This window comes from Bradyrhizobium sp. USDA 223, from assembly GCF_044909005.1.
Lineage (GTDB): Bacteria > Pseudomonadota > Alphaproteobacteria > Rhizobiales > Xanthobacteraceae > Bradyrhizobium > Bradyrhizobium yuanmingense.
Map to the genome: position 1 here is coordinate 7,594,607 of NZ_JBIYDR010000001.1, position 18,385 is coordinate 7,612,991.

The 18,385-nt window shown below is 65.3% G+C and carries 14 protein-coding genes; 9 read left to right on the forward strand and 5 right to left on the reverse strand.

Features of this window, described 5'->3' with window-relative positions; genetic code table 11:
- Positions 1-57: 57 nt before the first annotated feature.
- Positions 58-924, reverse strand: coding sequence for an IclR family transcriptional regulator (locus ABIA40_RS35360; protein ID WP_404546439.1), 867 nt, complete (start codon positions 922-924; stop codon positions 58-60).
- Positions 925-1,055: 131 nt separating this feature from the next.
- Between ABIA40_RS35360 and ABIA40_RS35365 the strand changes: the two genes are divergently transcribed.
- The 7 genes from ABIA40_RS35365 (at position 1,056) to ABIA40_RS35395 (ending at position 10,953) form a co-directional block, all read left to right on the forward strand.
- Positions 1,056-3,152 carry a 3-hydroxyacyl-CoA dehydrogenase NAD-binding domain-containing protein gene (locus tag ABIA40_RS35365; RefSeq protein WP_271542813.1) on the forward strand — a complete coding sequence of 699 codons (2,097 nt, stop codon included), beginning with the start codon at positions 1,056-1,058 and terminating at the stop codon, positions 3,150-3,152.
- 146 nt (positions 3,153-3,298) lie between these two features.
- The gene (gene pimA, locus ABIA40_RS35370) at positions 3,299-4,987 is read left to right on the forward strand and encodes a dicarboxylate--CoA ligase PimA (protein WP_404545854.1); all 1,689 of its coding nucleotides are present in this window, start codon (positions 3,299-3,301) and stop codon (positions 4,985-4,987) included.
- Positions 4,988-5,011: 24 nt separating this feature from the next.
- A complete protein-coding gene (pimC, locus tag ABIA40_RS35375) occupies positions 5,012-6,202 on the forward strand; it encodes a pimeloyl-CoA dehydrogenase large subunit (protein ID WP_172784944.1) in 1,191 nt (396 codons plus the stop codon).
- Positions 6,203-6,336: 134 nt separating this feature from the next.
- Complete coding sequence (gene pimD, locus ABIA40_RS35380) at positions 6,337-7,479, forward strand: pimeloyl-CoA dehydrogenase small subunit (RefSeq protein ID WP_404545856.1); 1,143 nt, start codon at positions 6,337-6,339, stop codon at positions 7,477-7,479.
- Between the two features lie 148 nt (positions 7,480-7,627).
- Entirely contained in the window at positions 7,628-8,401 is a 774-nt protein-coding gene (locus ABIA40_RS35385; RefSeq protein WP_404545858.1) for an SDR family NAD(P)-dependent oxidoreductase, read from the forward strand.
- A gap of 249 nt (positions 8,402-8,650) precedes the next feature.
- Positions 8,651-10,156, forward strand: a complete 1,506-nt coding sequence (gene glpK / locus ABIA40_RS35390) for a glycerol kinase GlpK (protein ID WP_404545860.1) — start codon at positions 8,651-8,653, stop codon at positions 10,154-10,156.
- Positions 10,157-10,359: 203 nt separating this feature from the next.
- Entirely contained in the window at positions 10,360-10,953 is a 594-nt protein-coding gene (locus ABIA40_RS35395) for a GNAT family N-acetyltransferase (protein ID WP_271542819.1), read from the forward strand.
- A 189-nt stretch (positions 10,954-11,142) separates the two neighbouring features.
- On the opposite strand, the gene ABIA40_RS35400 is transcribed toward ABIA40_RS35395, so the two are convergent.
- From ABIA40_RS35400 to ABIA40_RS35410, 3 genes are read right to left on the reverse strand one after another with little or no spacing between them, the layout of a single operon-like run.
- Positions 11,143-11,739, reverse strand: a complete 597-nt coding sequence (locus ABIA40_RS35400; protein ID WP_271542820.1) for a hypothetical protein — start codon at positions 11,737-11,739, stop codon at positions 11,143-11,145.
- A 2-nt stretch (positions 11,740-11,741) separates the two neighbouring features.
- Positions 11,742-12,161 (reverse strand): DUF6636 domain-containing protein, encoded by a 420-nt coding sequence (locus ABIA40_RS35405; protein ID WP_271542821.1) that lies wholly within the window; start codon positions 12,159-12,161, stop codon positions 11,742-11,744.
- 12 nt (positions 12,162-12,173) lie between these two features.
- Positions 12,174-13,157, reverse strand: a complete 984-nt coding sequence (locus ABIA40_RS35410) for a threonine/serine dehydratase (RefSeq protein ID WP_404545863.1) — start codon at positions 13,155-13,157, stop codon at positions 12,174-12,176.
- A gap of 27 nt (positions 13,158-13,184) precedes the next feature.
- On the opposite strand from ABIA40_RS35410, the gene ABIA40_RS35415 reads away from it, so the two are divergent.
- Both ABIA40_RS35415 and ABIA40_RS35420 read left to right on the forward strand, forming a co-directional pair.
- On the forward strand, positions 13,185-13,487 hold the full coding sequence (locus tag ABIA40_RS35415) for a helix-turn-helix transcriptional regulator (protein WP_271542823.1): 303 nt from the start codon (positions 13,185-13,187) through the stop codon (positions 13,485-13,487).
- A gap of 132 nt (positions 13,488-13,619) precedes the next feature.
- Positions 13,620-14,249 carry a glutathione S-transferase family protein gene (locus ABIA40_RS35420; RefSeq protein ID WP_404545865.1) on the forward strand — a complete coding sequence of 210 codons (630 nt, stop codon included), beginning with the start codon at positions 13,620-13,622 and terminating at the stop codon, positions 14,247-14,249.
- Positions 14,250-14,537: 288 nt separating this feature from the next.
- On the opposite strand, the gene metH is transcribed toward ABIA40_RS35420, so the two are convergent.
- Positions 14,538-18,380 carry a methionine synthase gene (metH, locus tag ABIA40_RS35425; protein WP_404545867.1) on the reverse strand — a complete coding sequence of 1,281 codons (3,843 nt, stop codon included), beginning with the start codon at positions 18,378-18,380 and terminating at the stop codon, positions 14,538-14,540.
- Between the last annotated feature and the right edge of the window lie 5 nt (positions 18,381-18,385).

Here is an 18,385-nt window from a genome sequence, read left to right on the forward strand (position 1 = left end):
CTCACGTCGTTCAGTGAGCGATGGGGCGATGCGAGCCGCTCCCGATGATGACAAAGGCTATCTGAATCCCTCGGCCACACGCGCAACTTTTCCTCCTGATTTCAGCTTTTTGCTGCTGTCTTTTTTTGAATGCGGCATCAGACCCCCGAGCGCCGCTTCGATGTTCCTTACCATCGCTAAGAGACGCGGTCCAATGTCGTTGATCAAACGCTCTTCCGTGAAACGGAATGCGGGCGCGCCGCAATTGAATGCGTAAGGTCCGGTTCCGTCGTTGAGCTTGAGCGCGACGCCGGCCGCGCCGATGTCGTCGTGCCAATCGCCGACCGAAATCGCAAAGCCGTATTTCGCGACCGTCTCGCCGGAACGTTCCAAGCCCTCGCGCATCTTCGGCCAACGGCTGCCGTAATGTTCGCGCAGGATGCGCGACACTTCGGCGCGACCTTCGTCATCGAGTGCCCAGAAATAGGCGCGGCCCATCGCGCTGGTTGCAATCGGCACGCGCGAGCCGACGTCAAGTTGAATGCCGACGGTCTCGCTGCCGCGGCTCTGCCCGAAATAGATCATGCTGTGGCGGTCACGGCCGCCGACGGCGACGGCGCCGCCGGTCGCGCGCATCACCTCTTCGCGGAACGGCTCGGACAAATGCCGAACGCCCAGATTGGCCAGCGCCGCGTAGCCGAGCGACATCGCTGCCGGGGCGAGCTGGTACTTCTCGAAGCGGGGAACCGGCGTGAGATAACCGAGCTTGGTCAGCGTGTAGGTCAGCCGCGACACGGTGGGCTTGGGCAGATTGGTACGGGACGCAATCTCCTGATTGCCGAGCAGGCCGTCATTGGGGTGGAACGCGCGCAATACTTCCAGTCCGCGGGAAAGCGCGACGACGAAATTCCGATCGGTCGCGGTCTTCTTTCCTGTACGCTTCATCCCTGATCTGCTTCTTGCGCGGAGTCGTTGACAACGTCCGTGCTTCAAAATAACCCTGCCGTCAAGATGCGGAATTAAATTCCGCAATGCGAAATCGAAACAAAAGTAAATCCCCATCAAGGAGGGACACCGTGAGCGAAGTGGTCAAGCTTGAGCGTCATGACGAAGTCGGGATCGTCACGGTCAACAGCCCGCCGGTCAATGCGCTGAGTGCCGCAGTCCGAGGTGGGATCCTCGAGTGCATCAAGGCCGCGATCGCCGATCCCGCCATCAAGGGCATCGTGCTGACCTGCGCCGGTCGCACCTTCATTGCCGGTGCCGACATCACCGAGTTCGGCAAGCCGCCGAAGCCGCCCGCGCTCAACGACGTGCTGTCCGAGATCGAAAACTCGCCCAAGCCGGTCGTTGCCGCGATCCACGGCACCGCGCTCGGCGGCGGCCTCGAGGTCGCGCTGGCCTGCCATTTCCGCGTCGCGGTGAAAGAGGCCAAGCTCGGCCTGCCCGAGGTGAAGCTCGGACTTCTGCCCGGTGCCGGCGGCACCCAGCGCCTGCCCCGTGCGGTGGGCCCGGAGCTCGCCGTCAAGATGATCGTCGGCGGCGACCCGATCGGGGCTGCGGAAGCGCTGAGGAACGGCCTGATCGAGGAGATCGTCGAGGGCCCGGCCTCCGGTGGCGAAGCCTTCGTGCGCAAGCTGCTCGCGGAGAAGCGCCCGCTGCGTCGCCTGCGCGACGACGATTCCAAGCTCGCCGCCGCCAAGGCCGACCGCTCCATCTTCACCAATGCGGTCGCGGCCATGACCAAGAAGTCGCGCGGCCTCGAGGCGCCCTTCGCCGCCGCCGATGCCGTCGGCTACGCCATCGACCTGCCGTTCGACGAAGGCCTGAAGAAGGAGCGCGAGGGCTTCCTCAAGCTCGTCGCCAGCGACCAGTCCAAGGCGCAGCGCTACGCCTTCTTCGCCGAGCGCGAGGCCAACAAGATCGCCGGCGTGCCTGAAGGCACCAAGCCGCGGCCCGTGAACCGCGTCGCCATTCTCGGCGCCGGCACCATGGGCGGCGGCATCGCCATGTCCTTTGCCAATGCCGGCATTCCCGTCACCCTGATCGAGACTGGCGATGAGCAGCTCAAGCGCGGCATGGGCGTGATGCAGAAGAACTGGGAGGCGACCGCCGCGCGCGGCGGCATCCCGGCCGATGCGCCCGCCAAGCGCATGGCGCTGATCGACGGCAAGGTCGGCATCGAGAATGTTGGCGATGCCGACCTCGTCATCGAGGCCGTGTTCGAGACCATGGCGGTCAAGAAGGAGGTGTTCGGCAAGCTCGACCAGTACGCCAAGCCGGGCGCCGTGCTCGCCTCCAACACCTCCTATCTCAACATCGACGAGATCGCGAAGTCGACCAAGCGTCCGCAGGACGTGCTCGGCATGCACTTCTTCTCGCCGGCCAACGTCATGAAGCTGTGCGAGATCGTGCGTGCCGACAAGACCGCGCCGGATGCGCTGGTGACTGCGGTGACCATCGCGCGAAAAATCGCGAAGGTGCCGGCCGTGGTCGGCGTCTGCGACGGCTTCGTCGGCAACCGCATGTTGGCCCAGCGCGGCAAGCAGTCCGAGAAGCTGCTGTTCGAGGGCGCGCTGCCGCAGCAGGTCGATGCCGTCGTCACCAAGTTCGGCATGCCGATGGGCCCGTTCGCGATGAGCGATCTCGCCGGCCTCGACATCGGCTGGCGCTCGCGGAAAGATCGCGGCATCAAGTCGGAGATCGCGGACGCGCTGTGTGAGGCCGGCCGCTTCGGCCAGAAGACCGGCAAGGGCTATTACAAGTACGAGCAGGGTTCTCGTGCGCCGCTGCCCGACCCCGACGTCGAGAAGCTGATCGACGAGACCTTGCTGCGTCTCGGCCGCAAGAAGCGCGTCGTCAGCGACGAGGAGATCCTCGAGCGCATGATGTATCCGATGATCAACGAGGGCGCGAAGATCCTGGAAGAGGGTATCGCCGCGCGTCCCAGCGACATCGACGTGGTCTGGCTCTACGGCTATGGCTGGCCGATCTACCGTGGCGGCCCGATGTTCTGGGCCGACAGCGTCGGCCTCAAGCACATCGCCGATCGCCTGGCCTTCTACGCCAAGGAGACCAATGACCCCAGCCTCGAGCCCGCCCCGCTGCTGAAGAAGCTCGCCGCGGAGGGCAAGACGTTTGCGTCGCTGGCTGCGGAGTCGAAAGCAGCGTGATGGGAGCTTGCACTCTCGGTGTCATTCCGGGATGGCCCGCAGGGCCAGGCCCGGAATCCATCTCGCCTCTGAGTGCGCTGCCCGATGGATTCCGGGTTCGCCCTTCGGGCGCCCCGGAATGACGGTTTGTGCGGTTTAAGGATTCCATGACCCATCCCGGCGAACAGTTTTACCCCGAGGGCGTGCGGTGGGACGACACCATCGTCCAGGGCACGCTGCCGGACCTCCTCTCTAAGGCTGCCGCCGATTTCGGCACGCGCATCGCGCTGGAATTCCGCGACCGACCGATCAGCTACACCGAGCTCGCAAGCTTGGCCGATCGCGCAGCGGCGGCGTTCCTGCGCGCTGGCTGCGGTAAGGGCGCCTCGGTCGCGCTGTTCCTCGGCAACACGCCCGATCACCCCGTCAATTTCTTCGGCGCGCTGAAGACCGGCAGCCGCGTCGCGCATCTGTCGCCGCTCGACGGCGAGATTGCGCTGACGCACAAGATCACCGATTCCGGCTCGCGCCTGCTCGTCACCTCCAACCTCCGGGCCCTGCTGCCGACCGCCCTGAAATTCCTGGAGAAGGGACTGATCGACAAGCTCGTCGTCTGCGAGGACGATCATTGGGGCAAGGTCGGCACGCCGCAGGCGGCGATCCCCGACGATCCCCGCATCGTCACCTTCAAGGCGTTCGTCGAGGGCGCCACAGCGCCCGCGCAATGGCCTGTCGTCGCGGCCGACGACGTCGCGCTGCTGCAATATACCGGCGGCACCACCGGCCTGCCCAAGGGCGCGATGCTCACCCACGGCAATCTCACCTCGGCGGTGTCGATCTACGACGTCTGGGGCAGGCCGGCCCGCGCCGCCCGCGGCGACGTGATCGAGCGCGTGATCTGCGTGCTGCCGCTGTTCCACATCTACGCGCTCACCGTGGTGCTGCTGTCCTCGCTCCGCCGCGGCAATCTGATCTCGCTGCATCAGCGCTTCGACGTCGAAGCCGTGATGCGCGACATCGAGGTCAAGCGTGCGACGTATTTCCCCGGCGTGCCGACGATGTGGATCGCGATCGCTGCGTTGCCCGATCTCGACAAGCGCGACTTCTCAGCGCTCGTCACCATCGGCTCCGGCGGCGCGCCGCTGCCGGTGGAGATCGCGAGCTTCTTCGAGCGCAAGGTCGGCAAGAAGCTGAAGAGCGGTTGGGGCATGACCGAGACCTGCTCGCCCGGCACCGGCCATCCGCCCACGGGCCCGGAGAAGCCCGGCTCGATCGGCCTGATGCTGCCCGGCATCGAGCTCGACGTCGTCGCGCTGGACGATCCCAGGCGCGTGCTGCCGCCGGGCGAAGTCGGCGAGATCCGCATCAAGGGCCCGAACGTCACCAAGGGCTACTGGAACAAGCCGCAAGGCTCCGCCGAGGCCTTCGTCGACGGCCGCTTTCTCACCGGCGACATCGGCTATGTCGATGCCGACGGCTATTTCTTCCTGGTCGACCGCAAGAAGGACATGATCATCTCCGGCGGCTTCAACGTCTATCCGCAGATGATCGAGCAGGCGATCTACACCATCCCCGGCGTGCACGAGGTGATCGTGCTCGGCATTCCCGATCCCTATCGCGGCGAGGCCGCCAAGGCATTCATCAAGCTGAGGACCGAGGCAAAGCCGTTCTCGCTCGAGGAGCTGCGCGCGCAGCTTGCCGGCAAGCTCGGCAAGCATGAGCTGCCGGCGGCTGTCGAGTTCGTCGATGACCTGCCGCGCACGCCGGTCGGGAAATTGTCGCGCCACGAACTGCGCCAGCAGCAGAAATCGTCTTCCGGGATTCGCGCTGCTGACGCCGCCGTAATGACGAAATGAAGTAACGTTTCACAGGAGGATCCAATGGATCTCGCATTCACGAAAGAAGAGCAGGCGTTTCGCGACGAAGTGCGGCAGTTCTTCCGCGACAACGTGCCGCCGGATACGCGGCGCAAGCTGGTCGAGGGCCGTCACCTCTCCAAGGACGAGATGGTGACGTGGTGGCGCATCCTCAACAAGAAGGGCTGGGGTGTCAGCCATTGGCCGAAGGAATATGGCGGCACCGGCTGGACCAGCGTGCAGCACTACATCTTCAACGAGGAGCTGCAGTCCTATCCGGCGCCGCAGCCGCTCGCCTTCGGCGTCAGCATGGTCGGTCCGGTCATCTACACCTTCGGCAACGAGGAGCAGAAGAAGAAGTACCTGCCGCGCATCGCCAATGTCGACGATTGGTGGTGCCAGGGCTTCTCCGAGCCCGGCTCCGGCTCCGACCTCGCCTCGCTCAAGACCAAGGCCGAGCGCCGTGGCGACAAATGGATCATCAACGGCCAGAAGACCTGGACCACGCTCGCCCAGCACGCCGACATGATCTTCTGCCTCTGCCGCACCGACAACAACGCCAAGAAGCAGATGGGCATCTCCTTCATCGTGTTCTCGATGAAGTCGAAGGGCGTCACCGTGCGCCCGATCCAGACCATCGACGGCGGCCGTGAGGTCAACGAGGTCTTCTTCGACGACGTCGAGGTTCCCTACGAGAACCTGATCGGCGAGGAGAACAAGGGTTGGGACTACGCAAAGTTCCTGCTCGGCAACGAGCGCACCGGCATCGCCCGCGTCGGCGTCTCCAAGGAGCGCATCCGCCGCATCAAGGATCTGGCGTCCAAGGTTGAATCCGCCGGCAAGCCGATCATCCAGGATCCCGCCTTCCGAGAGAAGCTGGCGGCCTGCGAGATCGAGCTGAAGGCGCTCGAGCTCACCCAGCTCCGCGTCGTCGCCGACGAAGGCAAGCACGGCAAGGGCAAGCCCAATCCGGCCTCGTCGGTGCTGAAGATCAAGGGCTCGGAAATCCAGCAAACCACCACCGAGCTCTTGATGGAAGTCATCGGCCCGTTCGCCGCGCCCTATGACGTGCACGGCGACGACGGCTCGAACGAAGCCATGGACTGGACCGCCCAGATCGCGCCCAGCTACTTCAATAACCGCAAGGTCTCGATCTACGGCGGCTCCAACGAGATCCAGCGCAACATCATCGCCAAGGCGGTGCTGGGGCTGTGACCATAGCCAGTCACCACACACTCGGCGTCATGGCCGGGCTTGACCCGGCCATCCACGCCTCGCGGCACGAAGAGCGTGGATGCCCGGCAAAAGGCCGGGTATGACGACATCAGATACCGGGAGAGTAGAGAAACATGGATTTTGATCTGAACGAGGAGCAGCGGCTTCTCAAGGAAAGCATCGACGGCCTCTTGACCGATTCCTACGATTTCGAGCAGCGCAAGAAGTACATGGCGGAGAAGGGCGGCTGGAGCAAAACGGTCTGGCTCAAGCTCGCCGAGCAGGGCCTGCTCGGTCTGCCCTTCAGCGAGGCCGATGGCGGCATCGGCGGCGGCGGCGTCGAGACCATGATCGTGATGGAGGCGCTCGGCAAGGCGCTGGTGCTGGAGCCGTATCTCGCCACCGTCGTGATCGGCGGCGGCTTCCTGCGTCATGCCGGCACCGATGCGCAGAAGGCCGCGCACGTGCCCGGCATCATCGACGGCAGCAAGACGCTGGCCTTCGCCCAGCTCGAGAAGAACTCGCGCTACGATCTGTTCGACGTCACCACGACCGCAAAGAAGAAGGGTGATTCTTACGTGATCGACGGCGAAAAATTCGTCGTGCTCAACGGCGAGAACGCCGACACCCTGATCGTCACCGCGCGCACCAAGGGCGACCGGCGCGACAAGTCAGGCATCGGTGTGTTTCTGGTCCCGGCCAATGCCAAGGGCGTCGCCAAGAAGTCCTATCCGACCCAGGACGGCCTGCACGCCGCCGACATCACCTTCACCGGTGTCGAGGTCGGTCCCGACGCCGTGCTCGGCAATCCCGATGATTCGCTCGCGCTGATCGAGCGCGTGGTGGACGAAGCCCGCGTCGCGCTCTGCGCCGAGGCGGTCGGCCTGATGGACGAATCGCTCAAGACCACGGTCGAGTACATCAAGACGCGCAAGCAGTTCGGCGTCGCGATCGGCTCGTTCCAGTCGCTGCAGCACCGCGCCTCCGACATGTTCGTCGCCACCGAGCAGGCGCGCTCGATGTCGATGTTCGCGACCATGGCGAACGACTTCGAGGACGCCAAGGAGCGCAGCAACGCGATCGCCGCGGCCAAGGTGCAGATCGGCAAGTCGCTGAAGTTCGTCGGCCAGCAGTCGATCCAGCTTCACGGCGGCATCGGCATGACCATGGAGGCCAAGATCGGCCACTACTTCAAGCGCCTCACCATGATCGAGAACACCTTTGGCGACACCGACTACCACCAGCGCCGCGTCGCCGACGCGGGCGGGTTGATCTGAGTTGACCTAGACCACACGAAGACTGTCATCCCGGGGCATCGCGCAGCGATGAACCCGGGATCCATCGGGCGGCATCACGCGCGGTGAAATGGATTCCGGGCTCGCGCCTAGTGGCGCGCCCCGGAATGACCAGATAGAGGGACAACAAATGCAAAACACCCCGTTCGATCTCACCGGCAGGGTCGCCGTGGTCACCGGCTCCAGCCGCGGCATCGGCCGCTCCTCCGCCGAGCTGCTCGCCAAGCTCGGCGCCAAGGTCGTGGTCTCCTCGCGCAAGGCGGAGGCCTGCAAGGAGGTCGCCGACGGCATCAATGCCGCTGGCGGCGATGCCACCGTCATCCCCTGCAACATCGCGCGCAAGAACGAGGTCGAGGCGCTGATCGCGGGCGCGACCAAGCATTACGGCAAGATCGACATCCTCGTCTGCAACGCCGCGGTGAACCCCTATTACGGCCCGCTGCTCGACATATCAGACGAAGCCTTCGACAAGATCATGGGCTCGAACGTCAAGAGCAACATCTGGCTCTCCGCGCTCGCGATCCCTGAGATGGCCGAGCGCGGCAAGGGCTCGGTGATCATCATCTCCTCGATCGGGGGCTTGCGCGGCTCCACCGTGATCGGCGCCTACGGCATCTCCAAGGCCGCCGACTTCGCGCTGTGCCGCTCGCTCGCCGGCGAATGGGGCCCGAAAGGCGTCCGCGTCAACTGCATCGCGCCCGGCCTCGTCAAGACCGACTTCGCCCGCGCCCTCTGGGAAGACGAAGCCAACCTCAAGCGCCGCACCGCCACCACGCCGCTCCGCCGCATCGGCGAACCCGACGAAATCGCCGGCGCCGTCGCCTACCTCGCCTCCGATGCCTCGAGCTTCATGACCGGCCAGACCATCGTCATCGACGGCGGCGTGACCACCGCGGCGGTGTAGCCGGTTGACTCCCTCGCCCCGCTCTTGCGGGGAGAGGGTTGGGGTGAGGGGCTTCTCTCCACGCGTGATATCGTCGAGGTACCTGTACCCCCTCACCCGGAAGCCGCGCTTTGCGCGAATTCCGACCTCTCCCCGCAAGCGGGGCGAGGTGAACAAGACGGCGCCGCTGGTATTGACCTTGCCGCCCTAATCCGCTCCCTTTGGCGCGACACAATGACCCGTCTCAGGGAAACGCCAAGGTAAGCCGCCATGTCTTTTGTCCTCGCCATCGACCAGGGCACCACCTCTTCGCGCGCGATCGTGTTTCGCGGCGATATTTCCATCGCGGCGAAGGCGCAGGCCGAGTTTCCGCAGCACTTTCCGGCCTCCGGCTGGGTCGAGCACGAGCCGGAGGACATCTGGACCTCGACCGTGATGGTCTGCCGCGAGGCGATCGAGCACGCCGGCATTAGCGCAAAGGATATCGCCGCGATCGGCATCACCAACCAGCGCGAGACCACCGTGGTGTGGGACCGTGCGACGGGCCAGGCCGTGCACCGCGCCATCGTCTGGCAGGACCGCCGCACCGCCGACATCTGCGCCAAACTCAAGGCCGACGGCCGCGAGCCCGTGATCTCTGAGAAGACCGGCCTGATCATCGATCCCTATTTCTCCGGCACCAAAGTCGCCTGGATCCTTGACCACGTCCCCGGTGCCCGCGCCCGCGCCGCACGCGGCGAACTGATGTTCGGCACCATCGACTGCTATCTGCTCTGGCGCCTCACCGGCGGCAAGGTGCATGCCACCGACGCCACCAATGCCTCGCGCACGCTGCTGTTCAACATCCACACCGGCGATTGGGACGACGAGCTCCTGGAGACCATCGGCGTGCCGCGCTCGATGCTGCCCGAGGTGAAGGATTCCTCCGCCCGCTTCGGCGAGAGCACGCCCGATTTGTTCGGCGGCCCGATCGTCATTGCCGGCATCGCCGGCGACCAGCAGGCCGCTACCATCGGCCAGGCCTGCTTCCGCCCGGGCATGATGAAGTCGACCTACGGCACCGGTTGCTTCGCGCTGCTGAACACCGGCACAACGCCCGTCGTCTCCAAGAACAAGCTGCTCACCACCGTCGCCTATCAGCTCGATGGCAAGCGCACCTACGCGCTCGAAGGCTCGATCTTCGTCGCCGGCTCCGCCGTGCAATGGCTGCGCGATGGCCTCGGCATCATCAAGCACGCCGCCGAGACCGGACCGCTTGCCGATCAATCCGACTCCATGCAGAGCGTCTATCTGGTCCCCGCCTTCGTCGGCATGGGCGCGCCTTACTGGAATCCGCGTGTCCGCGGCGCGCTGTTCGGCCTCACCCGCAACACCGGCCCCGCCGAGCTTGCCCATGCCGCGCTGGAAAGCGTCTGTTACCAGACCTTCGACCTCTGGGCCGCGATGCGCGCGGACTGGCCGAGCTCGGAAACCGCCAGCGTCGTGCTCCGAGTCGACGGCGGCATGACGGCGTCGGACTGGACCATGCAGCGCCTCGCCGATCTCCTGGACGCGCCGGTCGATCGCCCGGTGATCCAGGAGACCACGGCCCTCGGCGCCGCCTATCTCGCCGGCCTCCAGGCGGGCGTCTATCCCGAGCCGACCAAATTCGCCGACAATTGGCGCCTCGAGCATCGCTTCAAGCCCAGCATGAGCCAGGCCACGCGCCAGCGGAAACTCGCGGGCTGGGCGCGCGCGGTGAAGGGCGTGCTGGCGAGCGACGAGGGGGAGGGGTAGCACGGACTCCTAGCTCCAACCTCGCGAGGCGCATTCCACTGTCTCGACCGTCATTGCGAGGAGCTCTTGCGACGAAGCAATCCAGACTGCCTCTGCGGAAAGACTCTGGATTGCTTCGCTGCGCTCGCAATGACGGAGTGTGGCGCTGCCGTGGTGCCTCAAACGGCGCCGCCCGCTAGCCCACAACAAAAGAAGCAAGAAACATGATCGTCCCCGACGGCTATTCCGACGTCCCGAACGGCAAGATCGCCGCAATCGTCACCCATCTGGAGATGACCACTCGCCCCGCGCGCCGCGATGATCCGCCCGGCGCCTGGACCTTGCGCAAGGTCGATGCGCCCGCGCTTCCCTGGTACCGCGACCTCTTCCGCCGCGTCGGCGAAGACTGGCTGTGGTTCTCCCGCGCCCGCATGCGCGACGCCGAACTCGCCGCAATCATCCACGCGCCCGGCATCGAAGTCTACGCCCTCGCCCTCGACGGCCGCGACGAAGGCCTGCTCGAGCTCGACTTCCGCGAGGCCGGCCAGTGCGAGCTGACCTATTTCGGCGTCACCGCCGGCCTCATCGGCACCGGCGCCGCCCGTTTCCTGATGAACCGTGCTCTGGAGCGCGCTTGGTCACACGACGTCCGCCGTGTCCGGGTCCACACTTGCACCCTCGACCACCCCTCGGCCGTCGCCTTCTACCAGCGCTCCGGCTTCCGCCCCTTCCGCCGCCAGATCGAAGTGGCGGATGATCCGCGCCTTGACGGCACGGCACCGCGCGATGCGGCGAGACATGTGCCGATCATTGAATAACGCGCGGCCGCTCCCTCACCGTCATTGCGAGGAGCCCTTGCGACGAAGCAATCCAGAATGTCTGTATGGAGAGATTCTGGATTGCTTCGCTTCCCTCGCAAGGAAGGAGTGCTGCGCTGCTGTCAATCTTCCAATTAGCGGCCGTGGATGGGGTAACGGGCTGACCCATTCGGATTGGTGCGCTCCGGACTACTGGAATGCACGAACACTCGGCTCCGGAAGCTCATAAGGAGCGAGACGCCATAATCGCTCGGGGAGCGGCTGCACGGGAGGAGCCTGAAGCTCTCCGTAGCTGGAAAGCAGTGGGAGGCTAGGCATCCACCGATGGATGACGAACACCACGCGATATTGCTTGGCCGCAGGCAGCCTTTGCCTGTAGTCGGTCCTGATCTCCGTCTCGCCGTCTGCCGTCAGGAACATCTCGTTCCACGTCATCTCCGAGTGGTCCTTGGGGTTGGCCGGGTCAATCTGAGCGAAGTCATGGGGATTAAATCGTGGGTCCGGATTCTTCACCAGCACCTCGAGAACCGCGGCGTCGTCCATATAGAAGCGCAGCTCGCTTTCCAGATCCTGTCGCTCCTCAGGAGTCAACGGCACCATCTCGTCACCCCTGCCGCCGAGACGGAGGATATCCTTAACTTCTTCGCTGAAATTAGGCGGATCGTGCGAATCGATCAGCTCCCGGATGAAGCGGGCATAGGTGGCCTTGTCGGCGCTGAACGAGTAGACGCCCAAGATACTGAGCGATGGATTCTCGTCGGCATTCTTGTTGTTCTGGTCGAGCATGCTCAAAACACATCCTGCTTCCCTCGCGCCAGCGAAAACCCCCGCTGCATGGCGTTGAAGCACGTCAGCCCGGTCTGCTCCGACCGGCACGTAAGTCCCCCGCGCTGCCACACTTCGCCATAGGCCAGCACCGGCAGCGAGGGGTCCATCACGGTGTCGCCGGCGCAGATGCGGCCGGCAGCGCCCTTCGCGCTCATCTCGAAGGCGTGGCCCCAGTCGAGCTCGCAATCGGCCGGCCGGCGCGGGCGCGCGTCCATGTTCATGATGTCGCAGCGGAGCACGCCCTGACCGTTGTCGGTGAAGAACTGGCAGGCGATGTTCTTCGACGGCGTCAGAAAGCCGATCGGACGGTCCTGCGCGTGACCAGCGCCGATCATCGGCAGCAGGATGGAGAGCAGGATCAGCCCGCGCGGTCCCGTCATGTCATTTCCCGCTCAGCTGTCGAGATTCACCGCCGTCGTATTCGCCCCGCAGACAAGAATCGCGACGCGTTCGCCGGCCGAGGGACGATAGCGGCCGGAGAGCACCGCGGCAAAGGCAGCGGCGCCGCCGGGCTCAGCGACGAGGCGCAAGTGCGACCACAGCGCGGCCTGCGCCTGGCGGATCGCATCGTCGCTGACCAGGACGACACGCTCCACATGGGCCCGCGCGAGCGGAAACATCAGCTCGCCGACCCGGCGCGGCGCCAGGCTGTCGGCGGCGAGACCGCCGGCCGGCGCATCGACCGGCGCGCCCGCCTCGAACGCGGCGTGCAGCGTTGGCGATTGCTCCGGCTCGACCGCGACGATGCGCGTCCTGCCGGCGTACCACGCCGCAATGCCGCCGATCAGCCCGCCGCCGCCGACGGCCACCAGCAGCGTGTCGATGCCGGGAGCATCCTGCTCCAATTCCAATCCGACGCTGCCCTGGCCGAGCAGGGTTTCGGCCTGATCGAAGGCATGGACGGCCAGCGCGCCGGTCTGCGCGACATGCGCCTCGCTCGCGGCGAGCGCATCGGCGTAGCGGCTGCCTGCGATCACGAGCTTTGCGCCATAGTTCCTGATCCGCTCGGCCTTGGCCGGCGAGGTGATGTCGGGCACGAAGATCGTGGCGGGAACGCCGAGTCGCTGCGCCGCATAGGCGACCGCCGCGCCGTGATTGCCGCCGGATGCGGCGACGACACCTGACTGCGGCACCTGCCGCAGCAACAGATTGGCGAAGGCGCCGCGCGCCTTGAACGATCCGGAATGCTGCAGCATCTCGAGCTTGAACGTGACCGGCGCGGCCGGCAGGCCGAAATCGGCGAGGTCGGCCTGAAGCAGCGGCGTGCGCCTGATATGCGGACGGATGACCGGCTCGGTCGCCGCGATCCGCTCCCGTGTGATGTCCATTGTCGCTGTCATGATGCCGTCCAGGATAGCCCAAGTGAGAGTTGACATCAATTAGGTAATTAGCAAAATGGCTAAATGAAGTTTGCCCTCGCATTGCGCGCGCTCGCCAACGAACGCCGCCTGCAGATCCTGGAATGGCTGCGGGATCCGCGGCGGCATTTTCGCGAGCAGGAAGACGGCGATCTGGTCGAGGACGGCGTCTGCGGATTGCTGATCGCCGAGAAGCTCGGGGTCAGCGCGCCGACATTGAGCGAGCACATGCGGGTGCTGACAGCGGCCAAGCTGGTGCGTGCCAAGCGCATCAAGCAATGGACGATGTACAAGCGCAACGAGACCGCCATCGCCGCGATCAAGCGCTCGATCCAGGACGGCCTTTGAGCGCAATGCCATCGCGGGCGTCGTTGCGGCAGGCGCAATGCTCCCTTTCCGAGATTTTTGTTGCGCCGCGCCGGGCTGGTCGTGGAGACTGATCGGCCCTGCGGTGTTCAATGATCGAGAAGAGCGAGAACCATGTTCCTGATCGGCCAATATGATTCCCCCTTCGTCCGCCGCGTCGCGATTGCGCTCCGGCTTTACGGGCTGGCCTTCGAGCACAGGCCATGGTCGACCTTCGGCGATGCCGACAAGATCGCGCCGTACAATCCGCTCCGCCGCGTGCCGACCCTGGTGCTCGACGACGGCGAGGCGCTGATCGAGAGCATGATCATCCTCGATTATCTCGACGACCTCGTCGGGCCTGAGAAGGCCATGCTGCCACGCGGCGGCACCGACCGGCGCAGGCATTTGCGCATCTGCGCGCTCGCTTCCGGCCTCGGCGACAAGGCGGTGAGCCTGCTCTACGAACGCGTGCTGCGGAAGGAGCAGCTCGCGCTCTGGGTCGAGCGTTGCCAGGCGCAGATCGCGGACGTGCTGAACGTGCTCGAAGCCGAGCGCGCCAAGGTGACGACACCATACTGGCTGGGCGACCGCATCGGCCACGCAGACGTTGCCGTCGCCTGCGTCGTCCGCTTCACCCGCGAAGCGCATCCGCAGCTGTTCGACGCCGCGCGCTATCCGGCGCTCGCGGCCCATAGCGAGCGTTGCGAGGCACTGGCCCCGTTCCAGGAGATCTTGCAGCCGCTGGCCCCGCCAAAGGGATGAGCCCCTCCGTCATTCCGGGGCGCGCCTCTTGGCGCGAGCCCGGAATCCATCGTGCAGCGGATAACGTGGAGAAATGGATTCCGGGCTCGCGCTACGCGCGCCCCGGAATGACGGCGCTGGACTTGGCGAGCTTTGTCAGTCCGCCACAACAGTCCGATGTTGCAATACTACCCCTGTTTTGCCCGACGCCGCAACGAAATTTCGCCAAAACAGAAATAACTCAGCTTTTTCAACCCCATCGCTACTGTGCATGGGGTTGTTTTCCAACTTTCGGTTTTGAACGCCCGCTTAACCCGCCCCCGCGCGCTTCTTCTGCCAGACCAAGTGCACCGCGCAGGTGCAGCCGGGCGGATGCGAGGCGAGGTCTTTCGGCATCTCGTCGTTCGCCGGCTTGGCGGGGAAGGGCTTGTCCTGGGAGGGGATGTAGTTCAGCACCGGCGCGAGCCAGCGCTCGGCTTCGGCCAGGCTCATGCCCTTGCGCGCCGCGTAGTCCTCGACCTGGTCGCGCTCGATCTTGCCGACGCCGAAATAGTAGCTTTCGGGGCTGGCAAAATAGAGGCCGGAGACGGACGAGCCCGGCCACATCGCAAAGCTCTCGGTCAGCTTCACCCCGGCGGTGGCCTCCGCGTCGAGCAGCTCGAACAGCGTCGCCTTCTCGGTGTGATCGGGCTGCGCGGGATAGCCGGGCGCCGGGCGGATCCCAGAGTACTTCTCCAGGATCAGCTCCTCGTTGGAGAGCGCCTCATCCGGTGCATAGGCCCAGAACTCACGCCGCACGCGGGCGTGCATGCGCTCCGCAAACGCCTCGGCGAGACGGTCAGCCAGCGCCTTGCACAGGATCGAGGAGTAATCGTCGTTCGCCATCTTGAAGCGGTCGGCAACGGCATCCTCGCCGATCCCTGCGGTGACGACGAAGCCGCCGATATAATCGGGCACGCCGGCCGGCGCGATGAAGTCGGAGAGCGCAGCGTTGAAGCGGCCCTCGCGCTTCTCCAGCTGCTGGCGCAGCGTGTGCAGCGTCGCGATGCACTTGGTGCGGCTCTCGTCGGCATAGAGCACGATGTCGTCGCCTTGCGCGTTCGCCGGCCAGAAGCCGATCGTCGCGCGCGCCCGGAACCACTTCTCCTTGACGATCGTGTCGAGCATCTTGCGCGCATCGTCATAGAGCGAACGCGCGACCTCGCCGACCTTGGCGTCGTCGAGGATGGCGGGGAATCGTCCGGCGAGCTCCCAGGTCTGGAAGAACGGCGTCCAGTCGATGCAGTCGACGAGCTCGGCGAGATCGTAATCGTCGAAGCTCCTAATACCGAGGAAGGTCGGCTTCACCGGCTTGCTCTTGGCAAAATCGACCGGCACGCGGTTGGCACGCGCGTCAGCCAGCCTCAGCCGCTTCTTGTCGGCCTGCGCGCGCAGATGCGCCTCCGAGATCTTGGCGTATTCGGCCCGCACCTCGGCCGCATAGGCCTCGCGCTTCTCCGGCGAGAGCAGCGCGGAGGCGACGCCGACCGCGCGGCTGGCGTCGTTGACATGCACGACGGGACCGGCGCGATAGCTCGGGTCGATCTTGACGGCCGTATGCACGCGGCTGGTGGTGGCGCCGCCGATCAGGAGCGGCAGCCTCAAGCCTTCGCGCTGCAATTCGCCGGCGAAGAACGCCATCTCGTCGAGCGAGGGCGTGATCAGGCCTGACAGCCCGACGATGTCGGCCTTCTCCGCCTTCACCGTCTCGACGATCTTGGCGGCCGGCACCATCACGCCAAGATCGATCACCTCGAAATTGTTGCACTGGAGCACGATGCCGACGATGTTCTTGCCGATGTCGTGGACGTCGCCCTTCACCGTCGCGAGCACGATCTTGCCGGCGGACGAGGAGCCCTCGGTGCCGATGCCGCTGGCGAGGTTGCGCGCCTTCTCCTCCTCCATGAACGGCATGAGGTAAGCGACAGCCTGCTTCATCACGCGCGCGGACTTCACCACCTGCGGCAAAAACATCTTGCCGTCGCCGAAGAGGTCGCCGACCACGTTCATCCCGGCCATCAGCGGGCCCTCGATGACGTCGAGCGGGCGCGAGGACTTCTTGCGGGCTTCTTCGGTGTCCTGCTCGATGAACTCGGTGATGCCGTGCACCAGCGAATGCGACAGCCGCTTCTCCACCGGCCATTCGCGCCAGGCGAGATCGGCTTCCTTGCCTTCGGTCTTCTTGCCGCGGAACTTCTCCGCGAGCGCGAGCAGCCGCTCGGAGGCGCCCGCGTCGCGGTTGAGGACGACGTCCTCGCACACTTGCCGCAGCTCCGGGTCGATGTCGTCATAAACGATCATCTGACCGGCATTGACGATCCCCATATCCATGCCGGCCTTGATGGCGTGATACAGGAACACCGAGTGCATCGCCTCGCGCACCGGCTCGTTGCCGCGGAACGAGAAGGAGAGATTGGAGACGCCGCCCGAGACATGCGCGCCCGGCAGGTTCTGGCGGATCCAGCGCGTCGCCTCGATGAAGTCGACGCCGTAATTGTTGTGCTCCTCGATGCCGGTCGCGATCGCGAAGATGTTCGGATCGAAGATGATGTCCTCAGGCGGGAAGCCGACCTTGTTCACCAGGATGTCGTAGGCGCGCTTGCAGATCTCGGTCTTGCGCGCGAACGTGTCGGCCTGGCCGACCTCGTCGAATGCCATGACGACGACGGCCGCGCCGTGGCGACGGGCGATCTGCGCCTCGTGGATGAACTTCTCCTCGCCTTCCTTCATCGAGATCGAGTTGACGACCGGCTTGCCCTGCACGCATTTCAGGCCGGCCTCGATCACCGAGAATTTCGAGGAATCGACCATGATAGGCACGCGCGCGATGTCGGGCTCGGCGGCGAGGAGATTGAGGAAGGTCACCATCGCCGCTTCGGAATCGAGCAGGCCCTCGTCCATGTTGACGTCGATGATCTGCGCGCCGTTCTCGACCTGGTCGCGCGCGACCTGGAGCGCGGCCGTGTAATCGCCTGATGTGATCAGCTTGCGGAAGCGCGCCGAGCCCGTGACGTTGGTGCGTTCGCCGACGTTGACGAAGGGGATCGCGTCGGTCAGCACGAACGGCTCGAGTCCGGAAAGCCGCAGGCGCGGGGTGATCTCCGGCACGATGCGCGGCTTGTGCGGGGCCACTGCCGCAGCAATCGCCGCGATATGGTCCGGCGTCGTACCGCAGCAGCCGCCGACGATGTTGACGAGCCCGTCGCGCGCGAACTCGCCGATCAGCCGCGCCATGTATTCGGGCGTCTCGTCATACTGGCCGAACTCGTTCGGCAGGCCGGCATTGGGATAGGCGCAGACCAGTGTGTCGGCGACGCGGCCGATATCGGCGATATGCGCGCGCAGGTCTTCCGCGCCGAGTGCGCAGTTGAAGCCGATGGTGATGGGCTTGGCGTGCCGCACCGAATTCCAGAACGCTTCCGGCATCTGGCCCGACAGCAGGCGGCCGGATTTGTCGGTGATGGTGCCTGACACCATCACGGGCACGTCGATGCCGAGCTCTTCGGTGATCTCAGCGATCGCATAGAGCGCTGCCTTGGCGTTGAGCGTGTCGAAGATGGTCTCGACCAGCAGGAGATCGACGCCGCCGTCGATCAGGCCGCGGATCTGCTCGCCATAGGACTTGCGCAGATCGTCGAAGGTGACGGCGCGGTAACCGGGATTGGAAACATCGGGCGAGATCGAGGCCGTGCGGTTGGTGGGGCCGATGGCGCCGGCGACGAAGCGCGGCTTGCCGTCCTCTGCCGCGACGCGCCGCGCGGCATTGCCGGCGAGGCGGGCGCCTTCACGCGCCATCTCGTAGACGATGTCGGTGAGGTCGTAATCGGCCTGCGCGATCGAGGTCGTCGAGAACGTGTTGGTCGCGACGATGTCGGCGCCGGCGCGCAAATAGGCGGCGTGGATGTCCTCGATCGCCTGCGGCTGCGTCAGGATCAGAAGATCGTTGTTGCCGCGCAAGTCGCGATGGAAGTTCTTGAAGCGCTCGCCGCGGAAGGCTTTCTCGTCGAGCTGCAGATTCTGGATCATCGTGCCCATGGCGCCGTCGAGCACCAGGATGCGCTCGCGCGCGGCAGCGAGGAGGGCGGTTCGCTTGGGCGAAGTGGTCACGGTCATTTTCT